The sequence below is a fragment of the Pseudomonas sp. Irchel s3f10 genome (assembly GCF_900187515.1).
Taxonomy (GTDB): Bacteria; Pseudomonadota; Gammaproteobacteria; order Pseudomonadales; family Pseudomonadaceae; genus Aquipseudomonas; species Aquipseudomonas tensinigenes.
In genome coordinates this window covers 113,211-131,483 of record NZ_FYDZ01000016.1, presented here as the reverse complement: position 1 = coordinate 131,483, position 18,273 = coordinate 113,211, and the positions used below count along the sequence as shown (strand labels likewise).

At 59.0% G+C, this 18,273-nt stretch carries 20 protein-coding genes; 19 read left to right on the top strand and 1 reads right to left on the bottom strand.

What is annotated here, in order from left to right:
- Positions 1-410: 410 nt before the first annotated feature.
- Positions 411-1,229, bottom strand: a complete 819-nt coding sequence (suhB, locus tag CKW17_RS25570; protein ID WP_016773320.1) for an inositol-phosphate phosphatase — start codon at positions 1,227-1,229, stop codon at positions 411-413.
- A 145-nt stretch (positions 1,230-1,374) separates the two neighbouring features.
- Here suhB and trmJ point away from each other — a divergent pair, with 145 nt between their 5' ends.
- From trmJ to der, 19 genes are all read left to right on the top strand, one after another.
- Positions 1,375-2,145, top strand: coding sequence for a tRNA (cytosine(32)/uridine(32)-2'-O)-methyltransferase TrmJ (gene trmJ, locus CKW17_RS25565; protein ID WP_095122505.1), 771 nt, complete (start codon positions 1,375-1,377; stop codon positions 2,143-2,145).
- A 3-nt stretch (positions 2,146-2,148) separates the two neighbouring features.
- Positions 2,149-2,925: a serine O-acetyltransferase gene (gene cysE, locus CKW17_RS25560; RefSeq protein ID WP_007916901.1), complete on the top strand. Its 777-nt coding sequence runs from the start codon at positions 2,149-2,151 to the stop codon at positions 2,923-2,925.
- Positions 2,926-3,163: 238 nt separating this feature from the next.
- Entirely contained in the window at positions 3,164-3,655 is a 492-nt protein-coding gene (iscR, locus tag CKW17_RS25555) for a Fe-S cluster assembly transcriptional regulator IscR (RefSeq protein WP_003227911.1), read from the top strand.
- Positions 3,656-3,702: 47 nt separating this feature from the next.
- The gene (locus tag CKW17_RS25550; protein ID WP_007916899.1) at positions 3,703-4,917 is read left to right on the top strand and encodes an IscS subfamily cysteine desulfurase; all 1,215 of its coding nucleotides are present in this window, start codon (positions 3,703-3,705) and stop codon (positions 4,915-4,917) included.
- 101 nt (positions 4,918-5,018) lie between these two features.
- Entirely contained in the window at positions 5,019-5,405 is a 387-nt protein-coding gene (iscU, locus tag CKW17_RS25545; protein ID WP_007916892.1) for a Fe-S cluster assembly scaffold IscU, read from the top strand.
- A gap of 34 nt (positions 5,406-5,439) precedes the next feature.
- The gene (gene iscA / locus CKW17_RS25540) at positions 5,440-5,763 is read left to right on the top strand and encodes an iron-sulfur cluster assembly protein IscA (RefSeq protein WP_003227904.1); all 324 of its coding nucleotides are present in this window, start codon (positions 5,440-5,442) and stop codon (positions 5,761-5,763) included.
- Between the two features lie 8 nt (positions 5,764-5,771).
- A complete protein-coding gene (hscB, locus tag CKW17_RS25535) occupies positions 5,772-6,293 on the top strand; it encodes a co-chaperone HscB (protein WP_007916889.1) in 522 nt (173 codons plus the stop codon).
- A 51-nt stretch (positions 6,294-6,344) separates the two neighbouring features.
- Positions 6,345-8,210 carry a Fe-S protein assembly chaperone HscA gene (gene hscA, locus CKW17_RS25530; protein WP_095122503.1) on the top strand — a complete coding sequence of 622 codons (1,866 nt, stop codon included), beginning with the start codon at positions 6,345-6,347 and terminating at the stop codon, positions 8,208-8,210.
- The gene (fdx, locus tag CKW17_RS25525) at positions 8,210-8,551 is read left to right on the top strand and encodes an ISC system 2Fe-2S type ferredoxin (RefSeq protein ID WP_007916885.1); all 342 of its coding nucleotides are present in this window, start codon (positions 8,210-8,212) and stop codon (positions 8,549-8,551) included. The genes hscA and fdx overlap by 1 nt, the downstream gene beginning before the upstream one ends.
- Positions 8,552-8,565: 14 nt before the next feature.
- Positions 8,566-8,766, top strand: coding sequence for a Fe-S cluster assembly protein IscX (gene iscX / locus CKW17_RS25520; RefSeq protein ID WP_038362961.1), 201 nt, complete (start codon positions 8,566-8,568; stop codon positions 8,764-8,766).
- Positions 8,767-8,854: 88 nt separating this feature from the next.
- Positions 8,855-9,280: a nucleoside-diphosphate kinase gene (ndk, locus tag CKW17_RS25515; protein ID WP_007916882.1), complete on the top strand. Its 426-nt coding sequence runs from the start codon at positions 8,855-8,857 to the stop codon at positions 9,278-9,280.
- A gap of 28 nt (positions 9,281-9,308) precedes the next feature.
- Complete coding sequence (gene rlmN, locus CKW17_RS25510; protein WP_016984373.1) at positions 9,309-10,457, top strand: 23S rRNA (adenine(2503)-C(2))-methyltransferase RlmN; 1,149 nt, start codon at positions 9,309-9,311, stop codon at positions 10,455-10,457.
- A 12-nt stretch (positions 10,458-10,469) separates the two neighbouring features.
- Entirely contained in the window at positions 10,470-11,228 is a 759-nt protein-coding gene (gene pilW, locus CKW17_RS25505) for a type IV pilus biogenesis/stability protein PilW (protein ID WP_077574426.1), read from the top strand.
- Positions 11,228-12,262: a RodZ family helix-turn-helix domain-containing protein gene (locus tag CKW17_RS25500; protein WP_095122501.1), complete on the top strand. Its 1,035-nt coding sequence runs from the start codon at positions 11,228-11,230 to the stop codon at positions 12,260-12,262. Before pilW ends, CKW17_RS25500 begins: the two co-directional genes overlap by 1 nt.
- Before the next feature lie 3 nt (positions 12,263-12,265).
- The gene (gene ispG / locus CKW17_RS25495) at positions 12,266-13,375 is read left to right on the top strand and encodes a flavodoxin-dependent (E)-4-hydroxy-3-methylbut-2-enyl-diphosphate synthase (protein WP_095122499.1); all 1,110 of its coding nucleotides are present in this window, start codon (positions 12,266-12,268) and stop codon (positions 13,373-13,375) included.
- Between the two features lie 37 nt (positions 13,376-13,412).
- Entirely contained in the window at positions 13,413-14,702 is a 1,290-nt protein-coding gene (gene hisS, locus CKW17_RS25490; protein ID WP_016984369.1) for a histidine--tRNA ligase, read from the top strand.
- 41 nt (positions 14,703-14,743) lie between these two features.
- Entirely contained in the window at positions 14,744-15,385 is a 642-nt protein-coding gene (locus CKW17_RS25485) for a tetratricopeptide repeat protein (RefSeq protein ID WP_007916865.1), read from the top strand.
- Positions 15,378-16,529 (top strand): outer membrane protein assembly factor BamB, encoded by a 1,152-nt coding sequence (bamB, locus tag CKW17_RS25480; protein WP_034156262.1) that lies wholly within the window; start codon positions 15,378-15,380, stop codon positions 16,527-16,529. The genes CKW17_RS25485 and bamB overlap by 8 nt, the downstream gene beginning before the upstream one ends.
- 136 nt (positions 16,530-16,665) lie before the next feature.
- A complete protein-coding gene (gene der / locus CKW17_RS25475; RefSeq protein ID WP_095122497.1) occupies positions 16,666-18,135 on the top strand; it encodes a ribosome biogenesis GTPase Der in 1,470 nt (489 codons plus the stop codon).
- The last annotated feature ends 138 nt before the right edge of the window (positions 18,136-18,273 follow it).

Here is an 18,273-nt window from a genome sequence, read left to right as displayed (position 1 = left end):
TTCGACCAAAGAAGGATCGAGCAAAGCATCCAATCCCTCGATGGCGTTGGGGGTAGAGGCGATGTTGTGGGTCAGTTCCAGTGCCCGAGCGAGACGCATAAAAAAATCCGATGCCAGTACAGGCATCAGATTTTGATTTCTTGCGGCCAAAGGTCAAGCGAGAAGGCTTAACTGATCGGCATTACCCTGCGGGGTGCTTTTTTTGTGCCCGCCATTTAAGCCACGCAACAAATCCCCTGTAGGAGTGAGCCTGCTCGCGATAGCTATTTATCATTCGATGCAGGTGGTGGCTGATACACCGCTATCGCGATCAGGCTCACTCCTACATTAGTCCCGTGGTGTGGCGCGTGGCGAATTCCAGGCATAAAAAAAGCACCCCCGAAGGATGCTTTTTTCGTCTCGCCGGAAGTTTAGCGCTTCAGCGATGCCGGCAGGTGCGGCTGGATCGCCGTCAGAACTGCCTTGAAGCATTTGGTGTTGCCGGCAACGATGTGGCCTTTTTCAAGGAAATCGTGACCGCCGGTGAAGTCGCTCACCAGGCCGCCGGCTTCTTGAATCAGCAGGGCGCCCGCAGCCATGTCCCACTCGGACAGGCCTGACTCCCAGAACGCGTCGAAACGACCGGCAGCCACATAAGCCAGGTCCAGGCTCGCCGAACCGGCGCGGCGGATGCCGGCAGTCTGGCCAACCAGAGCGCGGAACATGCCCAGGTAGTTGTCGAGGTTGTCCATCTGGTCGTCACGAAACGGGAAGCCGGTACCCAGCAGGGCGCCGTCGAGGCTGGTGCGACCGCTGACGCGCAGGCGACGACCGTTCAGTTGAGCGCCGCGACCACGGCTGGCGGTGAATTCTTCCTGGCGAACCGGGTCCAGAACCACTGCATGTTCCAGACGGCCACGGTACTTACAGGCAATGCTGACAGCGAAGTGCGGAATGCCGCGCAGGAAGTTGGTGGTGCCGTCCAGTGGATCGATGATCCACAGGTACTCTTCGCCTTCGATGCCGGTGCCGGCGTGCAGGCCAGTCTCTTCACCCTGGATCGAGTGATTCGGGTAAGCCTTGCGCAGGGCATCGATGATTTTCTGTTCGGCGGCGCGATCGACCTCGGATACATAATCCTTGGCGTCTTTTTCGTCGACCTTGATGGTATCCAGGCGCTCGATGGAGCGGAAGATCAGTTCACTGGCGCTGCGGGCGGCGCGCAGCGCGATATTCAGCATGGGCTGCATGGATGTGTCACCTAAGGTTGTTAAAGAAAGCCGCGCATTCTATCAGAACTTTTCTTCAGGTGAAGGACGCTGTTCGCTTTCATAGCTTAACGGTAGGCTGTTCTGTAAGATTTGCACCCCTTTCCTGTGTCCGAGAGCGCCTCCCTTGCTGCAGAACATTCGTGTCGTCCTGGTCAATACCAGCCACCCCGGCAACATCGGCGGGGCCGCGCGCGCCATGAAAAACATGGGTCTGTCGCGATTGGTGCTGGTCGAACCGCGGGTCTTCCCGCACCACGAAGCCGATGCTCGTGCTTCCGGTGCCGGTGACATCCTTGAAAACGCGCAGGTCGTCGCCACCCTGGAAGATGCTCTGGTTGGCTGCAATCTGGTGCTTGGCACTAGCGCTCGTGACCGTCGAATCCCCTGGCCGCTGCTGGATCCGCGCGAGTGCGGCACCAAAGTGGTTGAAGAAGCCGGGCAGGGCGCAGAAATCGCTTTGGTGTTCGGTCGTGAAGATTCCGGCCTGACCAATGACGAGCTGCAGCGATGTCACTTTCACGTGCACATTCCCTCCGACCCTGAGTTCAGCTCGCTGAACCTCGGCGCGGCGGTGCAGGTGTTGAGCTACGAAGTGCGCATGGCCTGGCTGGCCGCCCAAGGTCAGCCGAGCAAGATCGAGAAAGAAGAAGTGGCTTCGGTGAAAAGCGCCGAGCTGGCGACCATGGATGAGCTGGAGCGCTTTTATGAGCATCTGGAGCAGACGCTGGTCGCCATCGAATTCCTCGATCCCGAGAAACCACGGCACTTGATGGCGCGCCTGCGCCGGTTGTACGGACGCAGCTCGGTCAGCCGGGCGGAAATGAATATTTTGCGTGGCATCCTCACGGAAACCCAGAAAGCGGCCCGTGGTGAGCTTCTTAAGCGGAAGGACTAAATGATGTTTGAGCGTTTGCGTGAAGATATCCAGAGCGTATTCCATCGAGACCCGGCGGCGCGTAACGCTTTTGAAGTCCTGACCTGCTACCCCGGCATGCATGCGATCTGGATTCATCGATTGGCCGGCATGCTCTGGCGCAATGAACTGAAATGGCTGGCGCGGCTGGTATCGAACTTCGGTCGCTGGTTGACCGGGATCGAGATTCATCCGGGCGCCAAGGTCGGTCGACGCTTCTTTATCGACCACGGCATGGGCATTGTCATCGGTGAGACCGCCGAGATTGGCGATGACGTGACCATTTATCAGGGCGTGACCCTGGGTGGCACCAGCTGGAACAAAGGCAAACGCCACCCGACGCTGGGTGACGGTGTTGTTGTGGGGGCGGGCGCCAAGGTGCTCGGCCCGTTCACCGTCGGCGCTGGTGCCAAGGTCGGTTCCAACGCCGTGGTAACTAAAGAGGTGCCGCCGGGCGCCACGGTTGTCGGTATTCCTGGGCGAATCATCGTCAAGTCCGATGAGGAGCAGGACGCCAAGCGCAAGGCCATGGCCGAGAAGATCGGTTTTGATGCCTACGGCGTCAGCGAAGACATGCCCGACCCGGTGGCGCGCGCCATTGGTCAGTTGCTCGATCACCTGCAAGCGGTGGACGGGCGACTGGAGGGGATGTGCGGTGCTCTGAAGGATCTGGGCAGTAATTACTGTGCGAAAGATCTGCCTGAACTGCGTGAAGAAGACTTCGCCTGCGTCAAAGGCAAAGACGAATCCAAAGCCAGCTAAACCGCAGCGCTGCTTTCGCGAGCAGGCTCGCTCCTACATTGGAATGCATATCCCTTGTGGGAGCGAGCCTGCTCGCGAAGAACGATAACGCGGTACCGCTGGCTGCATGCCGCCAGCCTTTGCTATGATGCGCGCGCTCTTTTGCGGGTAATCCTGACTAAAGTACTAGGTCTTAAAGTTGACTTAAATACTCGGGAATTGCATACTCGCCCCATTCTGAACTCCGTGGTAACTGTCCATGCGACTGACTACAAAAGGCCGATACGCCGTGACCGCCATGCTTGACCTGGCGTTGCACGCGCAGCACGGGCCCGTGTCCCTGGCTGATATCTCCGAGCGCCAAGGCATCTCCCTGTCCTACCTCGAACAGCTGTTCGCCAAGCTGCGCCGCAGCAACCTGGTTTCCAGTGTTCGCGGCCCGGGTGGTGGCTACCAGTTGTCCCGCGACATGCAGGGCATTCAGGTCGCTCAGGTGATCGATGCGGTAAACGAATCGGTCGATGCCACCAAATGCCAGGGCCAGGGCGATTGCCATTCCGGCGACACCTGCCTGACCCATCATCTGTGGTGCGATTTGAGCCTGCAGATTCACGAATTTCTAAGTGGTATCAGCTTGGCTGATCTTGTGACTCGCCGTGAGGTGCAAGAAGTAGCCCAGCGTCAGGACCAGCGCCGTTGCAACAGCAAGGCGCCACGCCTGGACAAGATTGAAGCGTCCGCCGTCGAATGACAGCCAGAGAGCTAGCGGCACGCCAGCCCTGATTTAGGAGATAGTCCATGAAATTGCCGATTTACCTTGATTACTCTGCGACCACCCCGGTTGATCCGCGTGTTGCGCAAAAAATGAGTGAATGCCTGCTGGTCGACGGAAACTTCGGTAACCCGGCGTCCCGTTCCCACGTGTTCGGCTGGAAAGCTGAAGAGTCCGTCGAAAACGCCCGTCGTCAGGTGGCCGATCTGGTCAACGCTGATCCGCGCGAAATCGTCTGGACCTCCGGTGCCACCGAATCCGACAACCTGGCAATCAAGGGTGCGGCGCATTTCTACGGCTCCAAGGGCAAGCACCTGATCACCTCCAAGATCGAGCACAAGGCTGTCCTCGACACCATGCGCCAACTGGAGCGTGAAGGTTTTGAGGTCACCTACCTCGAGCCGACCGAAGACGGTCTGATCACCCCGGCCATGATTGAAGCTGCATTGCGTGAAGACACCATCCTCGTCTCCGTGATGCACGTAAACAACGAAATCGGCACCGTCAACGACATCGCCGCGATCGGCGAAATGCTCCGCGCCAAGGGCGTTCTGTTCCACGTCGACGCCGCTCAGTCCACTGGCAAGGTCGAGATCGACCTGCAGAAGCTGAAAGTCGACATGATGTCGTTCTCCGCCCACAAAACCTACGGCCCTAAAGGCATCGGCGCGCTGTACGTCAGCCGCAAGCCGCGTGTGCGCATCGAAGCGACCATGCACGGCGGCGGTCACGAGCGTGGCATGCGTTCCGGCACCCTGGCGACCCACCAGATCGTCGGCATGGGCGAAGCCTTCCGTGTGGCCAAAGAAGACATGGCTGCTGAAAACGTCCGTATCAAAGCCTTGAGCGACCGTTTCTACAAGCAGGTCGAGCACCTGGAAGAGCTGTACGTCAACGGCAGCCTGACCGCCCGCGTTCCGCACAACCTGAACCTGAGCTTCAACTACGTTGAAGGCGAGTCGCTGATCATGGCGCTCAAGGATCTGGCAGTATCGTCCGGTTCGGCGTGCACCTCGGCGTCGCTGGAGCCTTCGTACGTACTGCGCGCCCTGGGCCGCAACGACGAACTGGCACACAGCTCGATCCGCTTCACCTTCGGCCGTTTCACCACCGAAGAAGAAATCGACTACGCCGCGCAGAAAGTCTGCGAGGCCGTTACCAAGCTGCGCGCTCTGTCGCCGCTGTGGGACATGTACAAAGACGGCGTCGATATCTCGAAAATCGAGTGGGCGGCACACTAAATATAGAAGCCGCCGGATACAGATCCTGTAGCGACGCGGCGGTTTACGCAGCGCAGTTGCAGGGTCTCAAGAGCGGCCCTGATGAGTGAGGATTGAGAATCATGGCTTACAGCGAAAAGGTCATCGACCACTACGAAAACCCGCGCAACGTCGGCAAGATGAACGCGGAAGATCCTGATGTCGGCACCGGCATGGTCGGCGCTCCGGCGTGCGGCGACGTGATGCGTCTGCAAATCAAGGTCAACGACGCTGGCATCATCGAAGATGCCAAGTTCAAGACCTACGGCTGCGGTTCGGCTATCGCTTCCAGCTCCCTCGCCACCGAGTGGATGAAGGGCAAGACTCTGGACGAAGCAGAAACCATCAAGAACACTCAGCTGGCCGAAGAACTGGCCCTGCCGCCAGTGAAGATTCACTGCTCGGTACTGGCTGAAGACGCTATCAAGGCGGCTGTTCGCGATTACAAGCAGAAGAAAGGCTTGATCTGACTTTCTGGATTTGGCGACGAGTAAGGAGTCACCGATGGCTATCAGCATGACAGAAGCGGCTGCTCGACACGTGCGGCGCTCCCTCGACGGGCGCGGCAAAGGTGAAGGGATTCGTCTGGGTGTTCGCACCACAGGCTGTTCCGGCCTTGCCTACGTGCTGGAGTTTGTCGACGAGGTGGTTGCAGAGGATCAGGTGTTCGAGAGTCACGGCGAAAAAGTGATCATCGACCCGAAAAGCCTCGCCTACCTGGACGGCACCGAGCTCGATTTCGTCAAGGAAGGGTTGAACGAAGGCTTCAAGTTCAACAACCCCAACGTACGCGGTGAATGTGGCTGCGGCGAAAGCTTCAACATCTGAGGCTTGTCGTGGGTATTCCTTGTCATTTCGCTTTATTCGAGCTGCAACCGGGTTTCCGTCTGGATCTCGAGCAGTTGGCCACGCGCTATCGTGAGTTGGCGCGCGGCGTTCATCCTGACCGCTTTGCCGATGCTTCCGAGCGTGAGCAGCGGTCGGCACTCGAGCAGTCTGCACGTCTCAACGACGCCTATCAGACGCTCAAGAGTCCGGCCCAGCGCGCACGCTACCTGCTGACCATCAGCGGGCATGAAGTGCCGATGGAAGTCACGGTCCATGATCCCGAGTTTCTTCTGCAACAGATGCAATGGCGCGAAGAGCTCGAAGACCTCCAGGACAGTGCCGACCTCGACGGTGTCGCGGTGTTCAAGCGGCGCTTGAAAGTGGCTCAGGAAGAACTCAATGAAAGCTTCGCAGCCTGTTGGGATGATGCAGCGCAACGTGAGCAGGCCGAACGCCTGATGCGGCGCATGCAGTTCCTCGACAAGCTCACCTACGAAGTGCGCCAGTTAGAAGAGCGCCTCGACGATTAACCCAGTGCCGCTCCGGTCGCACGCCTGATATACAGATAAGTCCTGATCACGATGGCCCTACTGCAGATCGCCGAACCCGGCCAAAGTCCTCAACCGCACCAGCGTCGTCTGGCTGTGGGGATCGACTTGGGCACTACCAATTCGCTGGTCGCTGCGTTGCGCAGTGGTCTTTCCGAGCCGTTGGCCGACGCAAGCGGGCAGGTCATCCTGCCGTCCGCTGTGCGTTACCACGCCGATCACGTCGAAGTCGGCGAGTCGGCCAAGCTGGCCGCCGCTTCCGATCCGTTGAACACTGTGCTGTCGGTCAAGCGCTTGATGGGTCGTGGGTTGTCCGACGTCAAGCAGTTGGGCGAGCAACTGCCATACCGCTTTGTCGGTGGCGAGTCGCACATGCCGTTCATCGACACCGTGCAGGGTCCGAAAAGCCCGGTCGAAGTCTCCGCCGATATCCTCAAGGTTTTGCGTCAGCGCGCTGAAGCGACGTTGGGTGGCGAACTGGTTGGCGCGGTGATCACCGTTCCAGCGTATTTCGATGATGCCCAGCGCCAAGCCACCAAGGATGCGGCCAAATTGGCCGGTCTGAACGTGCTGCGTTTGCTCAATGAGCCGACCGCTGCGGCTGTGGCATACGGTCTGGATCAACACGCTGAAGGCCTGGTCGCGATTTATGACCTGGGCGGTGGCACCTTCGATATTTCGATTCTGCGTCTGACCGGCGGTGTTTTTGAAGTTCTGGCCACTGGCGGCGACAGCGCGCTGGGCGGCGATGACTTCGATCACGCGATTGCCGGCTGGATCATCGAGAGCGCCGGCCTGTCCGCTGATCTCGATCCGGGCGCACAACGCAATCTGCTGCAAACCGCTTGCGCGGCCAAAGAAGCCCTGACCGACTCGGCCAGCGTTGAAGTGGTCTACGGCGACTGGAAAGCGCCGCTGACTCGCGAAGCCTTCGATGCGTTGATCGAACCGATGGTCGCGCGCAGCCTGAAAGCCTGCCGTCGCGCCGTTCGCGATTCCGGAATTGAGCTGGAAGACGTGCACGCCGTGGTCATGGTTGGCGGTTCGACCCGCGTACCGCGTGTTCGCGAAGCCGTTGCCGAAGCCTTTGGTCGTCAGCCTTTGACCGAAATCGATCCGGATCAAGTGGTGGCCATCGGTGCCGCGATCCAGGCCGATACGCTGGCTGGCAACAAGCGCGATGGCGGCGAACTGCTGCTGCTCGACGTGATTCCGCTGTCCCTGGGGCTGGAAACCATGGGCGGCTTGATGGAGAAGGTGATTCCGCGCAACACCACCATCCCCGTCGCGCGCGCACAAGATTTCACTACGTATAAAGACGGCCAATCGGCCATGGCGATCCACGTGCTGCAGGGTGAGCGCGAGCTGATCAGTGACTGCCGTTCGCTGGCGCGCTTCGAATTGCGCGGCATTCCGGCGATGGTGGCTGGTGCAGCGAAGATTCGCGTGACCTTCCAGGTCGATGCCGACGGTCTGCTCAGCGTTTCCGCCCGTGAACTGGGTTCGGGCGTTGAGGCGAGCATTCAGGTCAAGCCGTCCTACGGTCTGACCGACGGCGAAATCGCCAAAATGCTCAAGGATTCGTTCCAGCACGCCAATGACGACAAGGTCGCCCGCGTCCTGCGTGAGCAGCAAGTCGATGCCCAGCGCCTGATCGAAGCGGTGCAGGGCGCTCTGGAAGCCGATGGCGAGCGTTTGCTCGACGCCGAAGAGCGCATGGTTATCGACCTGCAGCTGCAGGAATTGGCCGAACTGATGAAAGGTACTGATGGTTACGCCATCGAGCAGCAGACCAAGCGTCTGTCGCAAGTGACCGATGCTTTTGCTGCCCGCCGCATGGATCTGACGGTGAAAGCCGCTCTGTCGGGGCGCAATCTGAATGAAATCGAGGATATCTGATGCCGCAGGTCATTTTTCTGCCCCACGAGAAGTTCTGCCCTGAAGGCATGGTGGTCGAGGCTGCGCCCGGCACATCGATTCTCGAACTGGCCCACGAACACCACATCGAGATGGAAAGCGCCTGCGGCGGCGTGTGTGCTTGCACCACCTGCCACTGCATCATCCGCGAGGGTTTCGACTCGATGGAAGAGGCTGACGAGCTGGAAGAAGACTTCCTCGATCGTGCCTGGGGTCTGGAAGCGCAATCGCGTCTGGCTTGCCAGGCTATCGTTGGTGAAGAAGACATCACCGTCGAAATTCCGAAATATTCGCTTAACCATGCGGCCGAAGCGCCGCACTGACTGGTAAGACTGTCATGAGCTACGGTTGGAATGATGTTCAACGTATTGCAGAAGAACTGGCCGAGGCCAAGCCGGGTGTAGATCCGTATTCTGTCAATTTCGTCGAGTTGCAGCAGTGGATCAAAGAGCTGCCTGACTTCGACGCTAACTCTGGCCGGGTCGGCGAGAAGGTGTTGGAAGCAGTTCAGCAGCTCTGGAATGATGAATTGGACTGATCGTCCTCGCAGGTTAGGCAATACCCAAGAACCCGCGTATAATTCGCGGGTTTAATTTTTCGCAAATTACCGTTTCTGGAGTTACACCATGGCTGTTCAACGCACTTTCTCCATCATCAAGCCTGACGCTGTTGCAAAAAACGTCATCGGCGAAATCACCACTCGTTTCGAAAAAGCCGGCCTGCGCGTTGTAGCTTCGAAACTGAAGCAACTGTCCAAAGCTGAAGCTGAAGGCTTCTACGCTGAGCACAGCGCTCGTGGTTTCTTCGGCGACCTGGTTGCTTTCATGATCTCCGGTCCTGTTGTTGTTCAGGTTCTGGAAGGCGAAAACGCTATCGCTCTGAACCGTGAGCTGATGGGCGCTACCAACCCTAAAGAAGCTGCTGCCGGCACCATCCGCGCTGACTTCGCTGATTCCATCGACGCCAACGCTGTTCACGGTTCGGACTCCGAAGCCGCAGCTGCTCGTGAAATCTCGTACTTCTTCGCAGCTACTGAAGTAACCACTCGCTAAGCATTGGCTTAAGAGTGAAGGTGAATCCATGACTACATCGACTGTAAAAACCAACCTGCTGGGTCTGACTCAACAGGAAATGGAAAAATTCTTCGACTCAATCGGGGAGAAGCGTTTCCGTGCCGGTCAGGTAATGAAATGGATTCACCACTTTGGTGTCGATGATTTCGACGCCATGACGAACGTCAGCAAGGCCTTGCGCGACAAGCTCAAGGCTATTGCTGAGGTCCGTGGTCCGGAAGTGGTCAGCGAGGACATCTCCAGCGACGGCACCCGCAAGTGGGTGGTGCGCGTGGCGTCCGGCAGCTGCGTCGAGACAGTGTACATTCCCCAGGGCAAGCGCGGCACTCTGTGCGTTTCGTCCCAGGCAGGCTGTGCCCTGGATTGCAGTTTCTGCTCCACCGGCAAGCAAGGCTTCAATAGCAACCTCACCGCCGCCGAAGTCATCGGTCAGGTGTGGATTGCCAACAAATCTTTCGGCAGTGTCCCGGCAACCGTCGACCGTGCCATCACCAACGTGGTGATGATGGGCATGGGTGAGCCGCTGCTGAACTTCGACAACGTCGTCGCCGCCATGCATCTGATGATGGATGACCTCGGCTACGGGATCTCCAAGCGCCGCGTGACCCTGTCCACCTCGGGTGTGGTGCCGATGATCGATGAGCTGGCCAAGCACATCGACGTGTCCCTGGCGTTGTCCCTGCACGCACCGAATGACGCATTGCGTAACCAATTGGTGCCGATCAACAAGAAATATCCGCTTAAGATGCTGCTCGAGTCGTGCCAGCGCTACATGTCCGCCCTTGGCGAGAAACGTGTGCTGACCATCGAGTACACCTTGCTCAAGGACATCAACGACAAGGTTGAACACGCCGTTGAGATGATCGAGTTGCTGAAGAACATTCCGTGCAAGATCAACCTGATTCCGTTCAACCCGTTTCCGCACTCCGGGTACGAGCGTCCGAGCAACAACGCGATCCGTCGGTTCCAGGATCAGTTGCATCAGGCCGGTTTCAACGTCACTGTCCGCACCACCCGTGGTGAAGACATCGACGCTGCATGTGGTCAATTGGTAGGGCAGGTGCTGGATCGCACCCGTCGCAGCGAACGTTACATCGCCGTGCGCGAGTTGAGCGCCGACAGCGATCTGGCACAGAACGCCGCGAACACTAACTAAGAGAGGATCTCTATGTCCCTGCGCTTTGCGCTGCTGTTGCTGTTGACCAGCCTGTGTGCTGGTTGTGTCCTGTCGGGTGACTACAACCCGATGAAGACCAGCAAGGGCCGTGATGAAGCGCGGGCTGCCTACGTGCAGCTGGGGCTGGGGTACTTGCAGCAAGGCATGACCGAGCGGGCCAAGGTGCCGCTGAAGAAGGCGCTGGAAATCGACGGTTCCGATCCTGACGCCAACGCTGCCCTCGGCTTGGTGTTCCAGTCCGAAATGGAGCCTGAGCTGGCCGACGAACACTTCCGCAAGGCTTTGTCCTCCCGTCCTGCCGATGCGCGCATCCTCAACAACTACGGCAGTTTTCTCTACGAACAACAGCGTTATAAAGAAGCCTATGAGCGTTTTGAACAGGCCGCCGCCGATACCCTGTATCCTGAGCGCTCGCGTGTGTTCGAAAACCTCGGCATGACGGCGGCGAAGCTCGGGCAGCGTGATCTGGCGCAGCAGCAGCTGGAAAAAGCGCTGCGTTTGAACCGCCAACAACCACGCGCATTGCTGGAAATGGCTGAGTTGTCCTTCGAAGACAGGCATTATGTGCCCGCGCGTGACTATTACGACCGTTTCAGCCTGCTTACCGAACAAAATGCACGTAGTCTATTGCTCGGCGTTCGGCTGGCAAAAGTGTTTGAAGATCGCGACAAGGCCGCCAGTTATGGCCTGCAATTAAAACGACTCTATCCCGGTACGCCGGAATATCAGCAATACCTGTCGGAGCAATGATGAAAGCGGCGCATCCCGAAGTTGTAGCAGCGAATCGCGTTAACCCCGGTGAGACTTTGCGCCAGGCCCGCGAAAGCAATGGCTGGTCGCTGGCCGAAGTGGCCCTCAAGCTCAACCTCACCGTGACTTCCCTGAGCAATCTTGAAGCCGGCGCTTTCGACAAGCTGCCGGGGCATACCTTCGCTCGCGGTTACATTCGCGCCTATGCCAAGTTGCTCGGCATGGACCAGACCGTTCTGGTTCAGCAATTCGACCAGTCCACCGGCACCGATTCCCAGGGCAGCAACGTTCATGCCCTCGGCCGTATCGAAGAGCCGGTGCGGGTTTCCCACACCATTTTGCGTATTGTCAGCCTGCTGTTGCTGATCGCGGTCATCGGCGGCGGTTTCGTCTGGTGGCAGGATCAGACTTCGCAGCGCACCAAGGACCTGACGTCCCTGGCCCCTGAGCACGTTGAAGTCGAAGGTGCTGACGGCACGACCCAGATTCACCCGATCGACGAGCCGGAAGATCAGGCTGTCGAGGAAAACCAGGCCGATACTTCAACGACGCTGGCACTGCCTCAGTCTGAAACCACGGCTGAATCCACCGGCGCAGAAGCGGCCACCCCGGCAACCGCACCGGTTGCGCCGGCTGCAACGCCGACCGCCCCGGCTCATACGCCAGCGCCGGTTGTCGCTACCCCGGTTATCCCGGCACCCAACGTTCCGGCGACTCCAGCACCGACCACCACTGCGCCAGTAGCGGCTGCGACCGCCGCGCCAACCGCAGAAGCGGCTGCTCCGGTGGCTGGCGATGGTCAGGTACAACTGCAATTCAGCGCCGATTGCTGGGCACAAGTGACCGATGGCCGTGGCAAAGTGATTTTCAGTGGTCTCAAGCATAAAGGCGACAGCGTCAGCGTTTCCGGCAAGCCGCCGCTTAACGTACGTCTGGGCGTTGCCCGTGCCGCACAGGTCAGCTACAACGGCCAACCGGTCGATATCGCTCCGTTCACCAGTGGCGAGACTGCTCGCCTGAAGTTGGGTCAATAAGTCATGCACGGCGAATCTCCAATCAAACGTCGCGTTTCGCGCAAGATCTGGGTCGGCAACGTACCGGTGGGCGGCGATGCGCCGATCGCGGTGCAGAGCATGACCAACAGCGACACCAATGACGTTGCCGCCACTGTTGCGCAGATCAATCGTCTGGAAGCCGCTGGCGTCGATATCGTGCGCGTTTCGGTGCCGGACATGGACGCTGCTGAGGCGTTCGGCAAGATCAAGCAACTGGTCAAGGTGCCGCTGGTTGCCGACATTCACTTCGACTACAAGATCGCCTTGCGCGTCGCCGAACTGGGTGTTGATTGCCTGCGTATCAACCCGGGCAACATCGGTCGCGAAGACCGTGTTCGCGCTGTGGTTGATGCTGCGCGTGATCGCGGTATTCCGATCCGCATCGGCGTCAACGCCGGTTCGCTGGAAAAAGATCTGCAAAAGAAATACGGCGAACCGACGCCAGCGGCGCTGGTCGAGTCCGCCCTGCGCCACGTTGAACACCTCGAACGCCTGAATTTCCAGGACTTCAAGGTCAGCGTGAAGGCCTCCGACGTGTTCATGGCCGTCGAAGCCTACCGCTTGCTGGCGAAAGAAATCGTACAGCCGCTGCACCTGGGCATCACCGAAGCCGGTGGATTGCGTTCGGGCACAGTGAAATCCGCCGTGGGCCTAGGTATGCTGCTCGCCGAGGGGATTGGCGATACTATCCGCATCTCGCTGGCGGCCGACCCGGTCGAGGAAGTGAAGGTCGGTTACGACATTCTCAAGTCTTTGCATCTGCGTTCCCGTGGCATCAACTTCATCGCCTGCCCGAGCTGCTCGCGGCAGAACTTCGATGTGGTGAAAACCATGAACGAGCTGGAAGGGCGCCTTGAAGACCTGCTGGTGCCGCTGGATGTCGCGGTGATCGGTTGTGTGGTCAACGGCCCCGGCGAAGCCAAGGAAGCCCATATCGGCTTGACCGGCGGCACGCCAAACCTGATTTACATCGACGGCAAGCCGTCGCAGAAACTGACGAATGACAATCTGGTGGACGAGCTGGAAATGCTGATCCGCCAGAAAGCGGCCGAAAAGGTCGAAGCTGACGCTGCCGTAATTGCGCGCGGCTGACCCTGACTGAAGAGCCGAACGAATTTAAGGATTTAAAGTGAGCAAGTCATTGCAAGCCATTCGTGGCATGAACGACATCCTGCCCGAACAGACCCCGCTGTGGCGTTATTTCGAGGGCACTGTTGCGCGTCTGCTGGATAACTACGGTTACAAGCAGATTCGCATGCCGATCGTTGAATTCACCGAGCTGTTCAAGCGCTCGATCGGTGAAGTGACCGACATCGTCGAAAAAGAGATGTACACCTTCGAAGACCGCAACGGTGACTCCCTGACCCTGCGTCCGGAAGGCACCGCAGCGTGTGTGCGTGCTGTGCTCGAGCACGGCATCACCGGCGGTGGCCAGGTGCAGAAACTCTGGTACATCGGCCCGATGTTCCGCCACGAGCGTCCGCAGAAAGGCCGTTATCGCCAGTTCCACCAGATCGGTCTGGAAGTGTTCAACCTCGACGGTCCGGACATCGACGCCGAGCTGATCACCATGACCTGGCGCCTGTGGGGCGAGCTGGGCATTCGTGATGCGGTCAAACTCGAACTCAACAGCCTCGGCACCAGCGAGTCCCGTGGGCGTTATCGTGAAGCGCTGGTCGAGTATCTTTCGGCGCACCACGACAAGCTCGACGAAGACAGCCAGCGTCGCCTGAAAACCAACCCGCTGCGCGTGCTCGACACGAAAAATGCCGACACTCAAGCGGTACTGGTCGATGCGCCGAAAATGGCCGACTACCTCGACGACGAATCCCGTGCACACTTCGAAGGCTTGAAAGCGCGTCTGGATGCCGTCGGCATTCCTTACGTGCTCAACCCGAAGCTGGTGCGTGGCCTCGATTACTACAGCAAAACCGTTTTCGAATGGGTCACCGACAAGCTCGGCGCTCAGGGCACTGTCTGCGCCGGCGGCCGTTACGACGGTCTGGTCGAGCAGATGGGCGGCAAGCCAACCACCGGCGTCGGTTTCGCCATGGGCATCGAGCGTCTGGTTTTGATGCTGGAAACCCTCGAGCAGATCCCGGAAGAAATCTCCCGGCAGGTCGACGTCTACCTCTGCGCCTTCGGTGAAGAAGCCGAGCTGGCTGGTCTGGCTCTGGCTGAACGTGTTCGTGATCAACTTCCAAACCTGCGTCTGCAAGTCAATGCCGGCGCCGGCAGCTTCAAAAGCCAGTTCAAGAAAGCCGACAAGAGCGGTGCGTTGTACGCATTGATTCTGGGTGACGACGAAATGGCCCAGCAAGTGGTAGGTTTCAAACCCCTGCGTGGCCAGGGCGAACAACAAAGCATTGCCTGGGATGCGCTCGCCGCTCACCTGGCCACCTGCGTCGTGCAGGGTTGAAGCTGTCCAAACAGCCGATTTAGCGATTAAGGAGTATTGGGGTGTCGAGTACCGAAGACGAACAGTTGGCGGATTTGAAGGACTGGTGGACACGCAACGGCAAACCTCTGGTCACTGGCGGCCTGTTGGCGCTGGTCATCGTGTTCGGCTGGCAGGCTTATCACAAGTATCAGAGCAACCAGTCGCAAGGCGCCTCGGTGCTCTATCAGCAATTGCTGGAAACCACGCTGACGCCTGATGGCAAGCCTGATGCTGCCCGCGTTGCGGACCTGGCCGGCAAGCTCAACAGCGAATTCGGCGGTTCTGCCTACGCGCAGTACGGCAGCCTGTTCGTGGCCAAAGTGGCGGTCGACAGCGGCAAGCTGGACGACGCCGCCACCGAGCTGAAAGCCATCGTCGACAAACCGGCCAATCCGGCGCTGGGCGAGATCGCCCGTCAGCGTCTGGCGCAGGTGCTGGGTGCGCAGAACAAGGCTGAAGACGGCCTGAAGCTGCTCGACGGCGATGCCGACAAAGCGTTCCTGGCCACTCGCGAAGAACTCAAGGGCGACCTGCTGGTGCAGCTGGGCCGTACCGATGACGCGAACAAGGCGTATCAAAAAGCCAAGGCGGCACTGTCGGATGAAGCGGCGGTCGGTGGCCTTCAAATCAAGCTCGACGACCTGGCCAAAGGGGATGCGTGACGTGATCCGTTGGAAGCATGCAGCATTGCTGGCTCTGGCCCTTCTGGCCGCGGGTTGCAGCAGCAACAGCAAGAAAGAATTGCCACCGGCTGAACTGACCGACTTCAAAGAAGAAGTGGTTCTGCACAAGCAGTGGAGTCGTTCGATCGGTGACGGTCAGGGCGAAACCTACAACATGCTGGTGCCGGCGATCGACGGTGACACCATCTACGCCGCTGATGTAACCGGCGTGGTGATGGCCATGGATCGCGGCAACGGCGACGTGAAGTGGAAGCAGGATCTTGATCTGCCTGTCTCCGGCGCTGTCGGCGTGGGTTATGGTCTGGTGCTGATCGGTACCTTGCGTGGTGAAGTCGTTGCTCTCGACACCAGTAACGGTGAAGAGAAGTGGCGTGCCCGCGTCAACAGCGAAGTCCTCGCGCCACCGGCCAACAACGGTGACGTAGTGGTGGTGCAGACTCAGGACGATCGTCTGATCGGTCTGGATGCATCGACCGGTACTCAGCGCTGGGTGTACGACAGCACCCCGGCCGTACTGACCCTGCGCGGCACCAGTGCCCCGTTGGTGACCAACCGCCTCGCGGTGGCTGGCCTGTCGACCGGTAAAGTGGTTGCTCTGGACATTTCCAACGGCGTGCCGGTCTGGGAACAACGGATCGCGATTCCACAGGGTCGTTCGGAACTGGAGCGCGTGGTCGACATCGACGGCGGTCTGCTGCTGTCCGGCGGTACCTTGTACGTCGCCAGCTATCAGGGTCGCGTGGCGGCACTGGATCTGGAAAGCGGTCGTCAACTCTGGCAGCGCGATGCGTCGAGCTACGCCGGTATTGCTCAGGGTTTCGGCAGCGTTTACGTGAGCCTGTCCTCGGGCACCGTTGAAGGCGTCGACGAACGTTCCACCACTGCATTGTGGAGCAACGACTCGCTGGCCCGCCGTCAACTGTCGGCCCCGGAAGTGTTCTCCAGCTATGTTGCAGTGGGTGACCTGGAAGGTTATCTGCACCTGCTGAGTCAGGTTGACGGTCGTTTCGTCGGTCGTGAGCGCATCGACAGCGACGGCCTGCGTGCCCGTCCGCTGGTGGTGGGTGACACGATTTATGTATATGGCAACAGCGGCAAACTGGAAGCCCTGACCATCAAGTAACAACTATGCTTGGGGTTAAACCCCCAGGCGGCCCCGGATTCATGGGGCTTGCAGCGCTAACAGGCGTTGCCCCGAGCACCAGCCGCTGCCTCGCAGCGGCTTTTGTATTTTCTGAAATAACGAAGTGGAGAGCCGCATGGTTCCCGTAATCGCCCTGGTGGGCCGACCGAACGTCGGCAAGTCCACCTTGTTCAACCGCCTGACCAGGACTCGTGACGCCATCGTCGGCGACTTGTCCGGTCTGACCCGTGATCGCCAGTACGGTGAGGCCAAGTGGCAAGGGCGTTCCTACATTCTGGTCGACACCGGTGGTATCTCCGGTGACGAGCACGGTATGGACGAAAAAATGGCCGAGCAGTCGCTGCTGGCCATTGAAGAAGCGGATGTTGTGCTGTTCCTGGTAGATGCCAAGGCCGGTTTCACTGCCGCCGACCAGATGATCGCCGAACACCTGCGCAAACGTAACAAGCGTTCCTACGTGGTCGCCAACAAGGTCGACAACATCGACCCGGAAATGGCCCGCGCTGAATTCGCTCCGCTGGGCATGGGCCACGCGATCCCGATCGCCGGTGCTCACGGCCGTGGCATCACGCAGATGCTGGAAATCGCCCTGGGTGATTTCCCCAAAGACGCAGAAGAGCCGGAAGACGGCGAAGAAGAGATCGTTGCCGAAGGCGAGGAAGCCAAGCGCATTCCTGGCCCAAGCGAAAAAGACGGTATCAAGATCGCCATCATCGGTCGTCCGAACGTTGGTAAGTCGACCTTGGTCAACCGCATGCTCGGTGAAGACCGGGTAATCGTCTATGACCAACCCGGCACCACGCGCGACAGTATCTACATTCCGTTCGAACGCAATGAAGAGAAGTACACGCTGATCGACACCGCCGGTGTGCGCAAGCGCGGCAAGATCCACGAAGAAGTCGAAAAATTCTCCGTGGTGAAAACCCTGCAGGCGATCAAAGACGCCAACGTGGTGATCTTCGTGATGGATGCGCGCGAAGGCGTGGTCGATCACGACCTCAACCTGCTCGGTTTTGCCATCGAGTCCGGTCGTGCGCTGGTCATCGCGATCAACAAGTGGGACGGCATGACGCCGAGCGAGCGCGACTATGTGAAGGTCGAGCTGCAACGTCGTCTGTTCTTCGTTGATTACGCCGACATTCACTTCATCTCGGCCCTGCACGGCACTGGCGTGGGCAACCTCTACGCATCCGTACAGAACTCGTTCAAGTCGGCGGTCACCCGCTGGCCGACCAACCGTCTGACCCAGATTCTGGAAGACGCCGTTGGCGAGCACGCGCCACCGATGGTCAACAACCGCCGGATCAAGCTGCGTTACGCTCACTTGGGTGGTGCTAACCCGCCGATCATCGTGATCCACGGTAACCAGATCGAGAAAGTGCCGAAGTCGTACGTGCGTTATCTGGAGAACACTTACCGCCGTGTGCTGAAGCTGGTTGGTACGCCGATCCGCATCGAGTTCAAGGGCGGCGAGAACCCGTACGAAGGCAACAAGACCACGCTGACCGACCGCCAGGTCAACAAGAAGCGTCGCTTGATGTCGCACCACAAGAAAGCCGACAAGAAGCGCCGCGACAAGAAATAAAAGCAGTTGCGAGTTTCGAGCTGCAAGCTTCAAGTCAAAGCAAAAAGGGCTCTGTTAGAGCCCTTTTTTGTGGGCGGTGGATTTAGCTTGCAGCTTGCAGCTAGTAACTTGCCGCTTGAGATTTATGGCTTGGCGCTT

Bases quoted from the DNA above. Each gene is read 5' to 3' on its own strand.
- CKW17_RS25550 (WP_007916899.1), top strand. From the start codon at position 3,703: ATGAAATTGCCGATTTACCTTGATTACTCTGCGACCACCCCGGTTGAT.
- bamB (WP_034156262.1), top strand. From the start codon at position 15,378: ATGCGTGACGTGATCCGTTGGAAGCATGCAGCATTGCTGGCTCTGGCC.
- suhB (WP_016773320.1), bottom strand. From the start codon at position 1,229: ATGCAGCCCATGCTGAATATCGCGCTGCGCGCCGCCCGCAGCGCCAGT.
- ndk (WP_007916882.1), top strand. From the start codon at position 8,855: ATGGCTGTTCAACGCACTTTCTCCATCATCAAGCCTGACGCTGTTGCA.
- cysE (WP_007916901.1), top strand. From the start codon at position 2,149: ATGTTTGAGCGTTTGCGTGAAGATATCCAGAGCGTATTCCATCGAGAC.
- hscA (WP_095122503.1), top strand. From the start codon at position 6,345: ATGGCCCTACTGCAGATCGCCGAACCCGGCCAAAGTCCTCAACCGCAC.
- iscU (WP_007916892.1), top strand. From the start codon at position 5,019: ATGGCTTACAGCGAAAAGGTCATCGACCACTACGAAAACCCGCGCAAC.
- iscX (WP_038362961.1), top strand. From the start codon at position 8,566: ATGAGCTACGGTTGGAATGATGTTCAACGTATTGCAGAAGAACTGGCC.
- CKW17_RS25500 (WP_095122501.1), top strand. From the start codon at position 11,228: ATGAAAGCGGCGCATCCCGAAGTTGTAGCAGCGAATCGCGTTAACCCC.
- iscR (WP_003227911.1), top strand. From the start codon at position 3,164: ATGCGACTGACTACAAAAGGCCGATACGCCGTGACCGCCATGCTTGAC.
- fdx (WP_007916885.1), top strand. From the start codon at position 8,210: ATGCCGCAGGTCATTTTTCTGCCCCACGAGAAGTTCTGCCCTGAAGGC.
- der (WP_095122497.1), top strand. From the start codon at position 16,666: ATGGTTCCCGTAATCGCCCTGGTGGGCCGACCGAACGTCGGCAAGTCC.
- pilW (WP_077574426.1), top strand. From the start codon at position 10,470: ATGTCCCTGCGCTTTGCGCTGCTGTTGCTGTTGACCAGCCTGTGTGCT.
- iscA (WP_003227904.1), top strand. From the start codon at position 5,440: ATGGCTATCAGCATGACAGAAGCGGCTGCTCGACACGTGCGGCGCTCC.
- rlmN (WP_016984373.1), top strand. From the start codon at position 9,309: ATGACTACATCGACTGTAAAAACCAACCTGCTGGGTCTGACTCAACAG.
- ispG (WP_095122499.1), top strand. From the start codon at position 12,266: ATGCACGGCGAATCTCCAATCAAACGTCGCGTTTCGCGCAAGATCTGG.